15 protein-coding genes are annotated in these 15,571 nt (G+C 66.6%); 3 read left to right on the top strand and 12 right to left on the bottom strand.

The features are described from left to right. Window positions 1–132: 132 nt before the first annotated feature. The 5 genes from K6L26_RS28855 to ligD all read right to left on the bottom strand — a co-directional run bounded on the left by K6L26_RS28855 (window position 133) and on the right by ligD (window position 4,785). Window positions 133–582, bottom strand: coding sequence for an STAS domain-containing protein (locus tag K6L26_RS28855; protein ID WP_019343492.1), 450 nt, complete (start codon window positions 580–582; stop codon window positions 133–135). 147 nt (window positions 583–729) lie between these two features. After that, window positions 730–1,350: a LutC/YkgG family protein gene (locus K6L26_RS28850; RefSeq protein ID WP_221852271.1), complete on the bottom strand. Its 621-nt coding sequence runs from the start codon at window positions 1,348–1,350 to the stop codon at window positions 730–732. Continuing rightward, window positions 1,347–2,810, bottom strand: a complete 1,464-nt coding sequence (locus K6L26_RS28845) for a LutB/LldF family L-lactate oxidation iron-sulfur protein (protein ID WP_064897910.1) — start codon at window positions 2,808–2,810, stop codon at window positions 1,347–1,349. Before K6L26_RS28845 ends, K6L26_RS28850 begins: the two co-directional genes overlap by 4 nt. Further along, window positions 2,807–3,541, bottom strand: coding sequence for a (Fe-S)-binding protein (locus K6L26_RS28840; protein ID WP_221852270.1), 735 nt, complete (start codon window positions 3,539–3,541; stop codon window positions 2,807–2,809). Before K6L26_RS28840 ends, K6L26_RS28845 begins: the two co-directional genes overlap by 4 nt. Before the next feature lie 8 nt (window positions 3,542–3,549). Beyond that, window positions 3,550–4,785: a non-homologous end-joining DNA ligase gene (gene ligD / locus K6L26_RS28835; RefSeq protein WP_221852268.1), complete on the bottom strand. Its 1,236-nt coding sequence runs from the start codon at window positions 4,783–4,785 to the stop codon at window positions 3,550–3,552. A 54-nt stretch (window positions 4,786–4,839) separates the two neighbouring features. On the opposite strand from ligD, the gene fadD2 reads away from it, so the two are divergent. Together fadD2 and K6L26_RS28825 are read left to right on the top strand one after the other, a co-directional pair. Continuing rightward, complete coding sequence (gene fadD2 / locus K6L26_RS28830; RefSeq protein ID WP_019343487.1) at window positions 4,840–6,513, top strand: long-chain-fatty-acid--CoA ligase FadD2; 1,674 nt, start codon at window positions 4,840–4,842, stop codon at window positions 6,511–6,513. A gap of 29 nt (window positions 6,514–6,542) precedes the next feature. Then, a complete protein-coding gene (locus K6L26_RS28825; protein ID WP_019343486.1) occupies window positions 6,543–7,325 on the top strand; it encodes an SDR family NAD(P)-dependent oxidoreductase in 783 nt (260 codons plus the stop codon). A 19-nt stretch (window positions 7,326–7,344) separates the two neighbouring features. Here the strand turns inward: K6L26_RS28825 and K6L26_RS28820 are convergent, their stop codons facing one another. The 5 genes from K6L26_RS28820 to K6L26_RS28800 all read right to left on the bottom strand — a co-directional run bounded on the left by K6L26_RS28820 (window position 7,345) and on the right by K6L26_RS28800 (window position 13,028). Then, entirely contained in the window at window positions 7,345–7,656 is a 312-nt protein-coding gene (locus tag K6L26_RS28820; RefSeq protein WP_065063213.1) for a hypothetical protein, read from the bottom strand. A gap of 378 nt (window positions 7,657–8,034) precedes the next feature. After that, window positions 8,035–10,230, bottom strand: a complete 2,196-nt coding sequence (locus K6L26_RS28815) for an acyl-CoA dehydrogenase family protein (protein WP_064897921.1) — start codon at window positions 10,228–10,230, stop codon at window positions 8,035–8,037. 85 nt (window positions 10,231–10,315) lie between these two features. Continuing rightward, window positions 10,316–11,305, bottom strand: coding sequence for a 2-hydroxyacid dehydrogenase (locus tag K6L26_RS28810; protein ID WP_221852267.1), 990 nt, complete (start codon window positions 11,303–11,305; stop codon window positions 10,316–10,318). Further along, the gene (locus K6L26_RS28805) at window positions 11,281–12,402 is read right to left on the bottom strand and encodes an alpha/beta hydrolase (RefSeq protein WP_221852265.1); all 1,122 of its coding nucleotides are present in this window, start codon (window positions 12,400–12,402) and stop codon (window positions 11,281–11,283) included. Before K6L26_RS28805 ends, K6L26_RS28810 begins: the two co-directional genes overlap by 25 nt. Continuing rightward, window positions 12,399–13,028 (bottom strand): TetR/AcrR family transcriptional regulator, encoded by a 630-nt coding sequence (locus K6L26_RS28800; RefSeq protein WP_221852263.1) that lies wholly within the window; start codon window positions 13,026–13,028, stop codon window positions 12,399–12,401. Before K6L26_RS28800 ends, K6L26_RS28805 begins: the two co-directional genes overlap by 4 nt. Before the next feature lie 118 nt (window positions 13,029–13,146). Here K6L26_RS28800 and K6L26_RS28795 point away from each other — a divergent pair, with 118 nt between their 5' ends. After that, window positions 13,147–13,725, top strand: a complete 579-nt coding sequence (locus tag K6L26_RS28795) for a VOC family protein (RefSeq protein WP_221852261.1) — start codon at window positions 13,147–13,149, stop codon at window positions 13,723–13,725. Window positions 13,726–13,843: 118 nt separating this feature from the next. Here the strand turns inward: K6L26_RS28795 and K6L26_RS28790 are convergent, their stop codons facing one another. Next, a complete protein-coding gene (locus tag K6L26_RS28790; RefSeq protein ID WP_221852259.1) occupies window positions 13,844–14,674 on the bottom strand; it encodes an SAM-dependent methyltransferase in 831 nt (276 codons plus the stop codon). 7 nt (window positions 14,675–14,681) lie between these two features. Continuing rightward, entirely contained in the window at window positions 14,682–15,563 is an 882-nt protein-coding gene (locus tag K6L26_RS28785; RefSeq protein ID WP_221852257.1) for a helix-turn-helix domain-containing protein, read from the bottom strand. Window positions 15,564–15,571: the final 8 nt, after the last annotated feature.

Raw genomic sequence — 15,571 nt, 5'->3', positions numbered from 1 at the left:
CTGCCACACCAGGTGTGGCAGCCATCTCGTTTATTCGGGTGTAGCAAGGGCTACATGTGCACCGCCCGGTGGCGATGGCGAAGCAGGCGGGTCAACCAGCGGACATCGATCAACATTGCATCGGCCTTTCTGTCAGGCGCTCTTGATAAGCAGGGGGAGCAACCGGCGGCGTGCCGTGTTGCCTTCGGCGAAGTGATGCAGGGCTTCTGGCACCGACGAGCTGAGCGGGACGCCCACCTGCTGGCGACGAATCTCGGTGACGACCGGCTGGCTGGCGACCACCGACCAGTCCACGCCGAGCGTGCCGCACCTTTCATCGATGTCGTAGAACAGTGAGATCGCCTGCGGGGCAAAGCTGTTCACGCCACTCAGGTCGAGTGCCAACGGCTTCTCCGCGAGGATGAACCGATTTGCATACGACGCGATCTGGTCGATGTTGTTGCTGTCGATATCTCCCTTGACGGTCACCACTGTCGCCAGCTGGCGGCATACCGCGCGCATCGATGCGCCCTCGCAGATGACTGCCGAGTTTCCGTACCGAAAGTGTCGATCCATTGCCGGGGTGTTGTTCGTGAATGTCATGATCAGCCTCCCGCCTTCTTTCCTGAGCTCTGGCTGAGCTCCGTCGCGTCAACCTGTCCCCAAAGTTATGCGGGCAATCTAAGGCGGCTGGGTGGGCAGCGTTAATACTTTGCTAAGAACCCTTCCGGGCTTACTCGTCGGTAAGGTTCACACGATCAGGACGTCGAGGGTTCGAGGTCCGTGGACGCCTTCTACCCGCTGCAGTTCGATGTCGCTGGTGGCGCTGGGGCCGGAGATGAAGGTCAGGGGCCGCGTCGGCGTCAGCCCGGCGAACGCCTGCGGCACGGTGTCCACGATCTGATCGGCCCGCACCACACAGAGGTGGTGGTCTGGCACCAGGGTCAGCGCCCGCCGTCCTTGGGTGGGGCCGGCGTCGAGCACGATCGTGCCGGTCGCGGCGATGCCGAGCGCACATCCGGTCAGCACTGCATCGGCGCGGTCGAGTTCGGCGACGCCCAGTGTCGGCTCGTCGACGACGGTCGTCAGCCCCGCCACCCACTCGGGTGGCAGATCGGCGGGGATGACCACGGTGGCCTCCGGGCCGACCAGTGCGCGGACCGTCGACGCGATCGCCTCCGGCTCGATGCGGTGTACCCGGGCCCGATACTCGGCGACTGCTTCAGCGAACCGTTCGATGTTGCCCGGGCCGGTCAGCGGCTCGCGGTGGTAGTCACGTGGAACCAGCACCGGCTGCGGTGGCGCGGACGCCAGGGCGGCCCGGATCCGTCCCAGCACCGCAGCCTTGGCTTCAGGCGTCGCGCCGGTCATCCTTGCCCCTCATGCGTGCGGCTCCACCATTGTCGGAATGTCTCCGCAGGCGGTTGGGGAATGTCGCGGCTGGCGGTCCATTTGGAGGCAGGCCAGGGCAGCGCGGTGATGCGGTGGTCGCGCCCGGCGATCAGCCGCCCGGCACTCAGGGCCTTTTCGGCCAGTGAAAACCGGCCCGCACCGGCCATCGCCCACCCTGCGGCCTTCATGGCCAGGTCTTGCCCGCCGGGTAAACCTCCTCTGTCTTGGTCCACCTGCTCGGCTCGCAGATGGACAAGGATCGACGGGATGTCGATGCGGACCGGGCAGGCTTCGAAGCACGCCCCGCACAGCGAAGAGGCATACGGCAGGCTGGCGTTGGGATCATCGTGACCGGTGGTGCCGGTGAGCTGAGGACTCAGGATCGCCCCGATCGGTCCCGGGTACACCGACCCGTAGGCGTGGCCGCCGGTGCGTTCATAGACCGGGCACACGTTCAGGCACGCACTGCAGCGGATGCAGTGCAGGGCGGCGCGGCCCACCTCGTCGGCAAGCACCCGGGTCCGGCCGTTGTCCAGCAGGACCAGGTGGAACTGCTGCGGCCCGTCGCCGGGATGCACGCCCGTCCACATCGAGGTGTACGGATTCATCCGTTCGGCCGTCGAGGAGCGCGGCAGCAACTGCATGAAGACCTCGAGATCGGTGAACGTCGGCACGATCTTTTCGATGCCCATCACGGTGATCAGGGTCTGCGGCAGCGTCAGGCACATCCTGCCGTTGCCTTCGGACTCCACGACCGCCAGCGTCCCGGTCTCGGCGATGCCGAAGTTGGCGCCGCTCACCGCGACCTCGGCGGTGAGAAACTTGCGGCGTAGATGGGCCCGGGCCGCCATCGCCAATACGCGGGGGTCGTCGGTGAGCTCACCGGCATCGGGCATTTCGCGCGTGAAAATCTCACGGATCTCGGCGCGGTTGCGGTGGATCGCCGGCACCAGGATGTGACTCGGTTTGTCGTGACCGAGCTGCACGATGAGCTCGGCCAGATCGGTTTCGAACGCGGCGATGCCCTGGGCTTCCAGGTACTCGTTGAGGCCGATCTCCTGGGTGGCCATCGACTTGACCTTGACCACCTCGTCGGAGCCGGTGGCGCGGATCAGGTCGGCGACGATGCGGTTGGCCTCGTCGGCGTCGCGGGCCCAGTGCACCACACCGCCACGCTGGGTGACGTTGTCCTCCAGCTGGACGAGCAACTCGGGAAGCCGCGCCATGACGTCCTGCTTGAGCGCGCTGCCCGCGGCGCGCAACTGCTCCCAGTCGTCGCATTCACGTATGGCGTTGAGCCGCTTGGTGCGAATGGTGTGGGTGGCATGGCCGATGTTGCGGCGCAACTGAGAATCGGCCAGCGCGGTGCGGGCGGCTTGCGGAAAAGGGACGTCGCCTCGCAGGTTGCCGACGCCCGGAGTTCCCAGGAAGGTGGTCATCCTCGGGCCGCCAGGATCTCGGCCAGGTGCACGGTGCGCACCCCGGAACGCAGCCGGCTCAGTCCGCCGCCGATGTGCATCAGGCACGACGAGTCCCCGGCGCTGCACACCTCGGCCTCGGTCTCCAGGATGTGGCCCATCTTGTCGGCCAGCATCGCCGTGGAGGTGTCGGCGTTCTTGATCGCGAACGTTCCCCCGAAACCGCAACAGGATTCGGCCTCGGGCAACTCCACCAACGTCAGGCCCCGCACGTTGCGCAGCAGCCGCAGTGGCTTGTCGCCCACGCCGAGCATGCGCAACGAATGACAGGTCGGGTGATAGGTGACGCGGTGCGGATAGTAGGCGCCGACATCATCGACCCCGAGCACGTCGACCAGCAGCTCGGACAACTCATAGGTCTTGGTGGCCAGCGCCTCGGCACGGGTGGCCAGCGCTTCGTCACCGGCGCGGCGGGCCACCATCGCGTGCTGGTGACGTGCCGAACCCACACACGAGCCTGACGGGGCGACCACCGCATAGCAGTTCGCGGATTCGAATGCCGCGACGTGATTGCGCACCAGCGCGGTGGCTTCTTGCAGGTAGCCGGTATTGACATGCATTTGGCCACAACAGGTTTGACCCTCCGGGAACACCACCCGATGGCCCAGGCGCTCGAGCAACTGCACCGTGGCGATCGCCGCGGGCGGAAACATGGCATCCGCCAGACAGGTCGCGAACAAGGCGATTCGCATGCGCACTCCTAGGATTCCCGGTGCCACTGTGCGCCGCGGTAGTGCTCCCATGGGTTGTAGTCGGCAAGCAACTCTTCCTGCGGCGGGCGCTCGGCCTCGGGTACGTGCTGCAGGTTGATCCGCACCCGGTACCAGATCGAACTCGGCCCGCGCATGCCGTCGAGCAGGACGTCGACGGGTTCGAGCCGCTCGGCCACCGCGGGATGACGCTCGCGCCACACCTCCAGCGCGGCCATGGCCTCATCCTTGGTTTTGGTCTTGGCGATCTCGATCAGCGGCATGCTCGACTGTCGACGCCCATCGTGAGAAGCGCCCTTGGGTGCCTTCTCGGCCGGGCCGAGTTCCTTGGCCAGCGCGAGCAACGCTTCCAACCCGCCGACTGTAATGTCCATGCCCTCCCAGGGGTCGCCGATCTCGGCGAACCGCTCGGGCACCGTGGCCACCGTGAACGCCTCCGGGCGGCAGCCGTCGACCTCGTCCCAGCGCAACGGGGTGGACACCCGGGCATCGGGGGTGGCCCGCACCGAATAGGCCGAGGCCACCGTGCGGTCCTTGGCGTTCTGGTTGAAGTCGACGAACACCCGGGCGCCCCGCTCTTCCTTCCACCACCGCGCCGTCGCGAGCTCGGGTACACGTCGCTCTACCTCGCGGGCCACTGTCTCGGCCGCCAGCCGCACCTTGGTGAACGGCCACCTCGGGTGGATGCGCGCATAGATGTGGAAGCCCCGGGAGCCCGACGTCTTGGGCCACGCTGTCAGGCCGTGTTCCTCCAGCACCGCGCGGGCCACGTGGGCGACGTCGACGATCTGGGACCAGTCGACCCCGGGCATCGGGTCCAGGTCGACCCGTAGTTCGTCGGGATGGTCGAGGTCATCGGCCCGCACCGGGTGCGGGTTCAAGTCGACACACCCGAGGTTCACCGCCCACGCCAGACCCGCCGTGTCGCGCAGCACCGCTTCCTTGGCCGACGTGCCCGATCGGTATTTGAGCTCGGCGACGTCCACATAGTCCGGCCGCTTCTCCGGTGCCCGTTTCTGGAAGATGGCCTCGGTGCCGATGCCTTTGACGAACCGTTTGAGGATCATCGGGCGCCCGTACACACCGCGCAACGCCCCGTCGGCCACTGACCGGTAGTAGTTGATGAGGTCCAGCTTGGTCACGTGCGCGTCAGGGAAAACCACCTTGTCGGGGTTGCTGACGGCCACCGCGAGGCCGTCGATCTCCAGCGACACTGCACCGGCCATGACCACATGGTAGTTACCGCCCGCCGTGCGATAGACGTCACTTATTGTGGCGACATGCCAAGTCTGTCTGATCTGCCGGCGAACGTGACCGCGAAGGCCAAGCAGTACGCCGAGCGCGGCGCAGCCGAATTGCACTACGCGCGCAAGATGTTCGAGGCCGGCGCGCTGCGGCTGGAACCGCCACAGAACGTCCTGGCCATGCTGAGCGACATCCGCACCTGGGGCGAGATCGGGATGATCCCGGCGCTCAACGCGCGTCGGCATCCCGACCGGGTCGCGGTCATCGACGACGAGGGTGAATTCACCTTCGGTGAGCTCGACTCGGCAGCGCACGCGCTGGCCCACGAACTGCTCACCATGGGCGTCAGGGGTGGTGACGGGGTAGGGATCCTGGCGCGCAACCACCGCTGGTTCCTGGTTTCGCTGTACGGCGCGGCCCGGGTCGGCGCCCGGATCATCATGCTGAACTCCGAGTTCTCAGGGCCGCAGATCAAGGAGGTCTCCGAGCGCGAAGGCGCCAAGGTGATCATCTACGACGACGAATACACCGCGGCGGTGGCCCACGCAGAACCGGAACTGGGCAAGCTGCGGGCATTGGGCGTCAATCCGGACTCCGACCGGCCCTCCGGAAGCACCGACGAGACGCTGGCCGAGGTGATTGCGCGCGCCAACGGACGACCGGCGCCGAAGGCCAGCCAGCACCCGTCGATCATCATCCTGACCAGCGGCACCACCGGCACCCCCAAGGGCGCCAACCGGGCCGCTCCGCCGTCGCTCGCCCCGATCGGCGGAGTCCTCTCGCACGTCCCGTTCAAGGCCGGCGAGGTGACCGCGCTTCCCGCGCCGATGTTCCACGCGCTGGGTTTCCTGCACGCCACCATCGCGATGATGCTGGGCACCACCCTGGTGCTGCGCCGACGGTTCAAACCGGCGACTCTGTTGGAGGACGTTGAGAAGCACCAGGTGACCGCCATGGTGGTGGTGCCCGTGATGCTGTCGCGGATGCTCGACCATCTCGAACAGATGACGCCTAAGCCCAACCTGTCCTCCCTGCGGATCGTGTTCGTCTCCGGCTCCCAGCTGGGCGCCGAGTTGGCCTCACGGGCGCTCAAGGAGCTCGGACCCGTCGTCTACAACCTCTACGGCTCGACCGAGATCGCCTTCGCCAGCATTGCCCGGCCCAAGGATCTGTCGATCAACCCCGCGACGGTCGGGCCGGTGGTCAAGGGCATCACCGTCAAGATCATCGACGACAACGGCAAGGAGCTGCCGCAAGGGCAGGTCGGCCGCATCTTCGTGCGAAACACGTTCCCGTTCAAGGGCTATACCGGTGGCGGCGGCAAGCAGATCATCGACGGCATGCTGTCGTCGGGCGATGTCGGGTACTTCGACGAGCACGGTCTGCTCTACGTCAGCGGCCGCGACGACGAGATGATCGTCTCCGGCGGGGAGAACGTGTTCCCGGCCGAGGTCGAGGATCTGATCAGCGGCCATCCCGAGGTCATCGAGGCCACCGCGCTGGGAGTCGAGGACAAGGAGTGGGGCCACCGGCTGAAGGCGTTCGTGGTGAAGGCCGAAGGCGCCAGCATCGACGAGGACGCGATCAAGACCTACGTCAAAGAACATCTGGCCCGCTACAAAGTGCCGCGTGAGGTGGTCTTCCTCGACGAGTTGCCGCGCAACCCGACCGGCAAGATCCTCAAGCGGGAGCTGCGCAACCTGGAATAGTTCGCTGCGATCGGTGGTAGTACAGCCTTGTGAACATCGATCTGACCGGAAAGACCGCACTCGTCACGGGTTCGACGCAGGGCATCGGCCTGGCCATCGCCGAGCAACTGGCCCGCAGCGGTGCCCGGGTCGCCGTCAACGGCCGCACATCGGCCCGCGTCGATGAGGCGGTTGCCAAGCTGGGCGAGTTCGATGTCCTGGGTGTTGCCGCCGACGTCTCGACCGAGGCGGGGACGGGCGACCTGCTGCGTCAGCTGCCCGAGGTCGACATCCTGGTGAACAACCTCGGCATCTTCGGGGCCGTGCCGCCTCTGGAGATCACCGATGACCAGTGGCGCAGCTACTTCGACGTGAATGTCCTTGCCTCGGTGCGGCTTATCCGCAGTTACCTGCCCGGGATGACCGAGCGCGGGTGGGGCCGGGCGATTCAGATCGCCAGTGACTCGGCGATCGTCACGCCGGCTGAGATGATCCATTACGGCGTGTCGAAGACGGCGCTGCTCGCGGTGTCGCGTGGTTTCGCCAAGGAAGCCGCGGGCACGGGCGTGACCGTGAACTCGGTGATCGCCGGGCCGACCCACACCGCAGGTGTCGAGGACTTCGTCTACCAGCTCGTCGACAAATCCCTGCCATGGGACGAGGCGCAGCGCGAGTTCATGGTCAAGCACCGCCCGCAGTCGCTCATCCAGCGGCTGATCGAGCCGGAGGAGATCGCCAACATGGTGACCTACCTGGCCTCTCCGCTGGCCTCGGCCACCACGGGGGGAGCCCTGCGGGTCGACGGCGGTTACGTCGACTCGATCTTGCCCTGAGGGCCCCTCGCGCAGGAGTTCAGTCGAGCATCGCGGTGCCGGGCACGGCCAGGCATATCAGTGACAACGCCAGCAGAAACCACCCCGCGCCCTGCCAGATGGGCCAGGTGCCCTCGGCCTTCCACACCTGATAGGTGCGGAAGAACGCGCCGAGACCGCCGATGAACAGGATCGTCGGGACGAGCGCCGCCGAGAGAGTGGAGTGGTCAAAGGCGTAGAACGTCATCGCCACGGCGGCCACTGCCACTACCGCCACCACGTACCAGACGGCGGAGCGAAACATCTCCGGGTTGTGCCAACGCTTTTCGACGTCGTTGCGGTCGCTGCTCATAAAAGTCAACTCACATCGTCACGGCGGCCCGTTGACGTACCAGCCCAGGCAGCCTGGCCTGTCCCGGCACGCGATGATCGCTCCGGCGTCGGGGGCCGAGCCACGTACCCGGGGCGGTCTGGGCTGCAGATTGCAGTTCACAACGTAGGGGTTCCACGGAATGACGCCGTTCACACATGGCTCGGCCTGAAGTTTTGTGGGCCCAGGCTCAGCCTGACCCCACACGACCGTGGGCGCGATGACCATCGACGCCGCCGCCACACCCAGTACCACCGGGCGTGCAATGCGTTGTAGTGACGTTCTCATCGTGCATTGCCAACCGTTTCTGGTCGCCGCCTATTTCGACGGTACGCCTAACCCCGGCTCGTGCAGAGAAAGTTACGGATCGCGGGGCAGGCCGAGGAGCCGTTCGGCGATGATGTTGAGCTGGACCTCGGTGGTGCCGCCGTAGATTGTGGTGGCACGGCTGGCCAACAGGTACTCGGCCCAGCGGCCGAAGTCCTGCTCAGGATCACCGATGGCGCCGTCGGTCCCGAAGGAGGCCACCGCGAACTCCGCGTAGCCCTGGCCGGTCTTCATCGACAACAGCTTGGAGATCGCCGCGGCCGGCATGGCGTCGCCCCCGGCCAGCGTCAGCAGGGTTGACCGCAGGTTGAGCACCTTGGCGGCATGGCCTTCGGCGATCAGCTGTCCGGCGTGGTTCTGCTCGATCTGGTCGAACTGCCCGTCGCGCAGGAACGCCACGAACTGGTCGAGGTTGGCCAAAAACGGCGGCTCGCTGCTGCCGATCGACACCCGCTCGTTGGTCAGCGTGTTGCGGCTGACCTCCCAGCCGCGGTTGACCTCACCGAGCACCATGTCGTCGGGCACGAACACGTCGTCGATGAACACCGTGTTGAACATCGCGTTGCCGGTCAGCTCGCGCAGCGGCTTCACCTCGACGCCCTGGGCCTTCATATCCAGCAGGAAGTACGTGATGCCGTTGTGTTTCGGAGCGTTGGGGTCCGTCCGCGCCAGCAGGGCACCCCACTCCGAGAACTGTGCACCCGTCGTCCAGATCTTCTGCCCGGTGATGCGCCAGCCTCCGTCGACCTTGGTGGCCTTGGTGGTCAGGCTGGCCAGGTCCGAACCCGCGCCCGGCTCGGAAAACAGCTGGCACCAGATCATCTCGCCGCGGAACGTCGGCGGCAGGAAGCGTTGCTTCTGCTCTTCGGTGCCGAACGCCACGATCGACGGGATGATCCAGGAGGCGATGCCCATCTGCGGGCGCCGCACGCGGCCGGTGCTGAATTCCTGGGCGATGATGATCTGCTCGATCGGCTCCGACGCGCGGCCCCAGGGCTTGGGCAGGTGCGGCTGCACCCAACCGCCCTCGGCGATCGCGGTGTTGCGCTCGGCTCCGCTCGGAAGGGCTTTCAGCGCAGCGACTTCCGCGCGGATCTCGTCGCGCAGCTTCGCGGTGTCGGGATCCAGGTCGATGTCGACCGGACGCATCCCGGTGGTGGTCGCGGTGTCGACCACGGACTGCGGGTAGTCCGAGGCCCGGCCGAAGCAGGCGGCCAGCACGAGTGCGCGCCGGTAGTAGACGTTGGTGTCGTGCTCCCAGGTGAAGCCGATACCGCCGTGCACCTGGATGCAGTCCTGGGTGGTGTGCTGGGCGGCCGCAGGGGCCAAGGTGGCGGCCACCGCTGCAGCGAACTCGAAATGGGTTTCGGCCGAGGGCTCTTCGGCAGCTTCATCCAGTGCGCGGGCGGCGTCCCAGACCGCGGCGGTGGCCCGTTCGGTCTCGGCGATCATTCCGGCGCACTTGTGCTTGATCGCCTGGAACTGACCGATCGGCCTGCCGAACTGTTCGCGGATCTTGGCATATGCGGTCGCGGTGTCGGTGGCCCAGCGGGCGACGCCGATCGCCTCGGCCGACAGCAGGGTCGTGATGAGGGCGCGGGCACGGGCACTGTTGAGGTTGGACAGCACACGATCGCCGGCCACCTCGGTGGCGTTGGCTCGGACATGGGCCAGTGGGCGCAGCGGATCGACGCTTTGTACCGGCTCGATCTCCAACTGGGCGGCGTCCAGCACCACCCACTGGACACCGGATTCGATGGCGACCGGTAGCACCAGAACGGAGGCCTGCGCCGCTGCAGGCACCGCACGCGCCTCGCCGCGAATCACGAGACCGTCGCCGTGGCGGGTCGCGGTCAGGCCGGAGTCGATGGCGTAGGCGGCGATGGTCTCGCCCGAGGCCAGGCCGCTCAGGACCTTGGCTTCGGGGTTGTCGGCCGAGATCAGTGCGCCGGCGATCGCCGATGGGACGAAGGGGCCGGGCACCGCGCCGTAGCCGAACTCGGCCAAGGTGATGGCCAGCTCGAGGATGCCGAAGCCTTGCCCGCCAACAGATTCCGCGAGATGGACGCCTTGCAGGCCCTGCTCGGCCGCGGCTTTCCAGTACGGCGGGGGATTCGGGATCGGGGTCTCGAGCGCGTCGTGCAACACCTCCGACGGCGCCACCCGCGCTACCAAAGACCGAACAGAATCGGCCAGATCGCTGTGCTCAGACGTGATCGCAATGGGCATGCGGTTCCTCCATCCGGGGCATAAACCTAATAACCGGTCGGTTGGGCCGAGGGTACCCCGGCGTGACCGGCGCCACTCCAGCGGCCTATTTAACCCCGTTTACTACGTGGGCCAAGCCCTCCCCGTCGCGGATGCGCCGGCAGTTGTCGACCGCCATGGTCAGGTAGCGGCGCATGGTGTCGACGGTGTACCAGGTGACGTGCGGGGTGAGCACCACATTGGGCAGTTCGAGCAGGGGATTGCCGGCTGGTATCGGTTCCTCGGCGAACACATCGAGCCCGGCTGCCGCCAGCTGTCCGGTGCGCAGTGCATCGACCAGAGCCGGCTCGTCGATGATCGGGCCGCGCGCGGTGTTGACGACGATGGCGCCGGGTTTCATCGACGCCAGCGCCTTGCTGTCGAGCAGTCCGTGAGTGGCCTCGGTCAACGGCAGGTGCAGCGAGACGATGTCGCTGGCGCTCAATAGATCTGGCAGGCTGCGCCACCGAGGGTGGCCGGTGTCCCGGGTGCTGGTGTGCAGCACCTGGGACGGCTCGGCGCCCATCGCGACGACGATCTTCTCGACCCGCTTGGCGACGTTGCCGTAGCCGAGTAGGCCGACGGTGCACCCGCCGATGTCGCGCACCGTCTCGCCCAGGCTGTGATCCGACGGCCAGCCCCTACCGTCGCGGGTGGCCTGGTCGAGTTCGGGTAACCGGCGCAACGCAGCCAGCATCAGCAGGACGGTGCCCTCGGCGACCGACGGGGCGTTGGCTCCGGGCATGTTGGCCACCAGGATGCCCAGCTGGTTGGCGGTTTCGACGTCGATCGTGTTCACCCCGGCTCCCAGCTTGTGCACCAGCCGCAGCCGGAGACCGCGCCGCAGGTCGTCGCCAGAGACCGGCCGCAGCACATGCCAGAGCACCTCGGCGGTGGGCAGTTCCCGGTAGAAGGTGTCGTCGTCATCTTCGGCGCAGAACCGTACATCGAGCCAGTCCTGATGCGGTGCAAGGAAATCCAGCACCTTGTCGCCGGGGGTGAAGTGGGCGAGGACCCGGATCCGTCCGGGATTCACCGCCACCGCTTCGCGATCCATTCGGCGATGGTATCGGCCTGCTCGTCGCGGGCACCGGCGGTGGTGAAGTAGTGATCGGTGTCGATCGACGTGTGCGACTTGTCGGTCCCGGCCAGCGCGTCGTAGATGCGTTTGGCGTCGGATGGATACACGCCGGTGTCCTGGTCGGCGTTGATCACCAGGGCGGGGCAGGTGATCCGGGCCAGATGCGGCTCGGCCCGGGTCTGGGCGTGGCGCAGGCTCCACATGCCGATCCAGTTGCGCACGGTGGTGGCTGCGGCGATGCCACGGGCGGACCGGTTGGCCTTGATGGGTGTGCCGGCGTAACAGAGGTTGACCTGCCGGTGGGTCGGCTCGATGGTGGGATCGACCATCCTGGGGTCGGCCCAGGTGCGCATGACCGTGAACGGCCGATCCGAATATCCCGCTGCCTGGATCTTTTTGAGCTCTTTCTCGGCCCAGTCGGTGATCTTCTCGTTGCGCGCGACCTGGGCCGCGCGGTATCGCGCCACGAAGTCGGCGGAGTATGGCGCGGGGTTGCGCTCGTCGAACAGGTCCAACTCGGGGTCGCTGGCGACGGCGTCGTTCTCGTCGACGACGGATGCGTCCATCCAGGCGGTGAGCACGTCGGGGCGGCCGGGATGGGCCGCGCTGGCCACATACCCGTCGGCGGGCAGCAGTTCGGTCAGGCCCGCTGCCGGCCGCATCCCGTCCAGGGGTCGCACGTTCGGGTCGACGGCTTGGGACTGGTAGGCGGCCATCAGCGATCCGCCGCCGGAATTTCCCAGCAGCACAACCGTTTCGATCCCCTTCGCCTCCCTCAGCCACCGAACCCCCACTCCGATGTCGACCAGAGCATGGTCGAGCAGGAAGCTGCTCTCGAATCCGCGGAATCGGGTGTTCCAGCCGAGGAAGCCGATGCCCCGGGCGGCCAGGTAGTCGGCGATGTAGTGCTCGGAGTAGTCGATCTGGTAGTGCGTGGCGATCACTGCGACTGTCGGGTGGTGTCCCGCGGCGTGGTGGTAGAGGCCCTGGCACGGGTAGCCGCCGGCGCCGGCGCGCTGGGCGGTCGGTGATTCCATCCCGATGAACTCGCGGACCACTTCCGGCTGCTTCATGTGCGGGGCGTCTCCTCGTGGTAGATGGTCCGGTAGAACACGTTGGCCAGGGTGGTGATGCAGGCGGTGTCGTCGGCTGTGGCGTCGCGACCGCCGGACAGCTGGGCGTAGCAGTACTGGTTGAGCATCGACACCAGTGCCACCGCGGTCAGGTGAGCGTCGTCGTCGGGGCAGAACCCTTGCTGCTGAGCATGTTTGATCATTTCGGTGATCATCGATATCGGCAGCTGGCAGATCTCGTCCCAGTATTCGGCGAAGTCGTCATCGATCATCGCCATCTGGGACACGCTGATGATCTCGGCCAGGCGGTGCCGGTAGGTCATCCAGTGTGCGGAGGCCGCTTGATGGCAGCGTTGCCAGTTGGTCAGGTTCGGCCCGGTCGCGGGCAGCGCGCGTTCGCGGGCCTCGTTTCGGAAGCGCAGGGCCCATTCGCGGACCATGGCTTCTTTCGAGGCGTAGTAGTTGTAGAACGACGCGGCCGAGCGGCCGGCCTCGGAGGCGATGTCAGAGATGGTCGTGGCCAGGATGCCCTTGCGGGCGACCACCGTACGGGCTGCGCTGTCGATCGCAGCCTGGGTCTGGCGGCCGCGCGCGGTCGGCAACGGTGTGCGGGGGCTGACGGTCACGGATTTCCTCACTCCCGGTGGCCGGGAAACTCGCCGTTGATGACATCTGAATCTGATGTTAGATTCAGATTCGCAGCTGCGCCAGTCCTTGGCGTATTCGCCCCGGAGGTTCATCGACGTGATCAAACCCGACAATCCCAACTCGGAGTTCGAGTTCGGCGGAATCAACCATGTGGCCCTGGTGTGCGCGGACATGGCGCGCACGGTCGACTTCTACACCAACGTGCTCGGCATGCCCCTGATCAAGTCGTTGGATCTGCCCGGCGACATGGGGCAGCACTTCTTCTTCGACGCGGGCAACGGGGATTGCATCGCGTTCTTCTGGTTCCGTGACGCCCCCGACGGTGTGCCCGGGATTTCGGCGCCGGCTGCCATCCCCGGCATCGGTGAATTCGTCAGCGCCACCGGCTCGCTCAACCACATCGCCTTGCATGTCCCGGCCGAGAAGTTCGACGAGTACCGGCAGAAGCTCAAGGCCAAGGGTGTTCGCGTCGGCCCGGTGCTCAACCACGACGACAGCCCGATGCAGGCGTCGGCCACCGTGCATCCAGGGGTCTACGTGCGGTCGTTCTACTTCCTCGATCCCGACGGCATCACGCTAGAATTCGCCTGCTGGACCAAGGAATTCACTGACAACGATGCGCAGACACCGCCCAAGACCGTGGCTGACCGTCGCCCGCCGGTGGCAGCGGGATAGGGCCGGGGTCGGCCTCGTCGGCCTCGCGTAGACCCCGCCGTAAACCCCGCCATTGTCACGCCAGCGTGGCCGTCGGGCCCGGCAGCCACTCCAGCGTGACAATCGAGCGGAGCCCGGCCTACTTGGTGGCGACGACGAAATAGCCGCGCGGCACGCCGGGGACATCGAGCGGCACCGAGGGGGCGAACCACCGGTTCCAGTTGTTGCCCGGTTCGGCCACGTCTGTGACCACTGCCGACCAACCGAGCGGTTCGCACAATTGCTCGGGGGAGTCGGTTCCGAACAGCCAGGGCGCCCCGTTGCGCGACATCTGCTCGCGAACCGGGGCGAGCATCACGCTGTCGAGCAGTGCCTTGCCGACAATGTCGTAGAGCAGGACCGACCCGGGTGCCGAGAGCGCGTCGACGCGCTCGAACAGGGCGCGTACGGCGCTCTCGTCGAGATACTGCAGCAGCCCTTCCATCAACCAGACGCTGGGCTGCCTGTCGTCAAAACCGTTGGACCGCAAGCTATCAGTCCAGTCCTTGGTGAGGTCGACTCCGATGGCCACCCGTCGGCAGCGGGGTGCGTCGCCGGCCAACGCCTCAGCCTTGGCTGCGATCACCGCGGGCTGGTCGAGCTCGAAGACCGTGGTGCCGTCGGGCCAGGGCAATCGGTAGGCCCGGGCATCCAGACCGGCCGCGAGGATCACCACCTGCTTCACCGGAGGTACGGCATGCAACAGTGCCTCGTCCCAGAACCGCGTGCGCACCACGATCTGCAGCGTGGACTTGTCGCCGCTGACGGCCACGGCCTCGGCCAGCATCTGCCGACCGTGTTCACCCGCCAGCTTCTGTGCGAACGGATCGGTGAAAAGCCGGTCGGGACGGCGGTTTTCCTCGGCGCGGATGGCGGCTACCAGGACGCCGGTATCAGCGACGGCCTGACCTGGAGTCTGTCCGGAAGTCATACCGCCATCATGCGCGTCGGGCAGGACTGAGGTCTTGGATATTTTTGTCACGCGATTCCCGCGCGAGCAGTTGCAGCGCATCCGCCGAACTCGAGCCTTCAGCCGTGGTCACCACGCACAGTGATTGCTCGACGTCACGGGCGAGCTTCAGATTCTGCATCGTGACTGTCAGCGGGCCGGCGAGCGGATGGCGCAGCTCATATGAGTCTGCCTCGCAGGGCTTGACCCGGTGATCAGCCCACAGTGACACGAATTCTGGGCTCTTGACCGACAATTCACCGATCAGGGCCGACAGCAGCGCGTCATCGGGGTGTCGGCCGGCAGCCAGGCGCAGGCTGCCGACCACGGTCCGGACCTTGCGGGGCCAATCCACATAGAGATCACGGGTGTGAGGATCGAGGAACAGCAGCCGGGCCAGGTTCGGCCGGGTCGAGGGATTGTCCACTGCGGTGAAATCCACGTGGCCCGCCAGCAGCGCATGGCCCAACTCGTTCCAGGCCAGAACGTCGGTGCGGCGACCGATCACCATCACCGGTAGGTGGTCCATCGAGTGCAACAGCTCGCGCGTCAATGCGCTGACGCGCTCGATCGGGGGCCGTCGTGGCGGTTGTGTCCGCTGGGACGCCAGCTCGCGCAGATGCGTCTGTTCGTGAATATCCAGCTGCAGAGCCCGCGCCAGCGCCTCGAGAATCGCGTCCGAAGCATTGGCCGACTGTCCCTGTTCCAACCGCGTGTAATACGACACGCTCACCCCGGCGAGCTGGGCGACTTCCTCCCGTCGCAGCCCCGCCACCCGGCGCCGCTCGCCGTATCGCGTCAGGCCCACATCCTCCGGACGCAGCCGCGCACGCCGGGCCCGCAGGAATTCGCCGAGTTGTCCGGTGGTCACCACCCCAC

The organism is Mycobacterium farcinogenes (assembly GCF_019739075.1).
GTDB lineage: Bacteria > Actinomycetota > Actinomycetes > Mycobacteriales > Mycobacteriaceae > Mycobacterium > Mycobacterium senegalense.
Note: the sequence above shows the minus strand (reverse complement) of the source record. Positions and strands in the feature narration are given on the sequence as shown.

Excerpts from the sequence above, each read along its gene's own strand:
- K6L26_RS28815 (WP_064897921.1), bottom strand. The coding sequence starts at position 10,230 with ATGCCCATTGCGATCACGTCTGAGCACAGCGATCTGGCCGATTCTGTT.
- ligD (WP_221852268.1), bottom strand. The coding sequence starts at position 4,785 with ATGGCCGGTGCAGTGTCGCTGGAGATCGACGGCCTCGCGGTGGCCGTC.
- K6L26_RS28820 (WP_065063213.1), bottom strand. The coding sequence starts at position 7,656 with ATGAGCAGCGACCGCAACGACGTCGAAAAGCGTTGGCACAACCCGGAG.
- K6L26_RS28840 (WP_221852270.1), bottom strand. The coding sequence starts at position 3,541 with ATGCGAATCGCCTTGTTCGCGACCTGTCTGGCGGATGCCATGTTTCCG.
- K6L26_RS28855 (WP_019343492.1), bottom strand. The coding sequence starts at position 582 with ATGACATTCACGAACAACACCCCGGCAATGGATCGACACTTTCGGTAC.
- K6L26_RS28810 (WP_221852267.1), bottom strand. The coding sequence starts at position 11,305 with ATGGATCGCGAAGCGGTGGCGGTGAATCCCGGACGGATCCGGGTCCTC.
- K6L26_RS28805 (WP_221852265.1), bottom strand. The coding sequence starts at position 12,402 with ATGAAGCAGCCGGAAGTGGTCCGCGAGTTCATCGGGATGGAATCACCG.
- K6L26_RS28850 (WP_221852271.1), bottom strand. The coding sequence starts at position 1,350 with ATGACCGGCGCGACGCCTGAAGCCAAGGCTGCGGTGCTGGGACGGATC.
- K6L26_RS28845 (WP_064897910.1), bottom strand. The coding sequence starts at position 2,810 with ATGACCACCTTCCTGGGAACTCCGGGCGTCGGCAACCTGCGAGGCGAC.
- fadD2 (WP_019343487.1), top strand. The coding sequence starts at position 4,840 with ATGCCAAGTCTGTCTGATCTGCCGGCGAACGTGACCGCGAAGGCCAAG.
- K6L26_RS28790 (WP_221852259.1), bottom strand. The coding sequence starts at position 14,674 with ATGACTTCCGGACAGACTCCAGGTCAGGCCGTCGCTGATACCGGCGTC.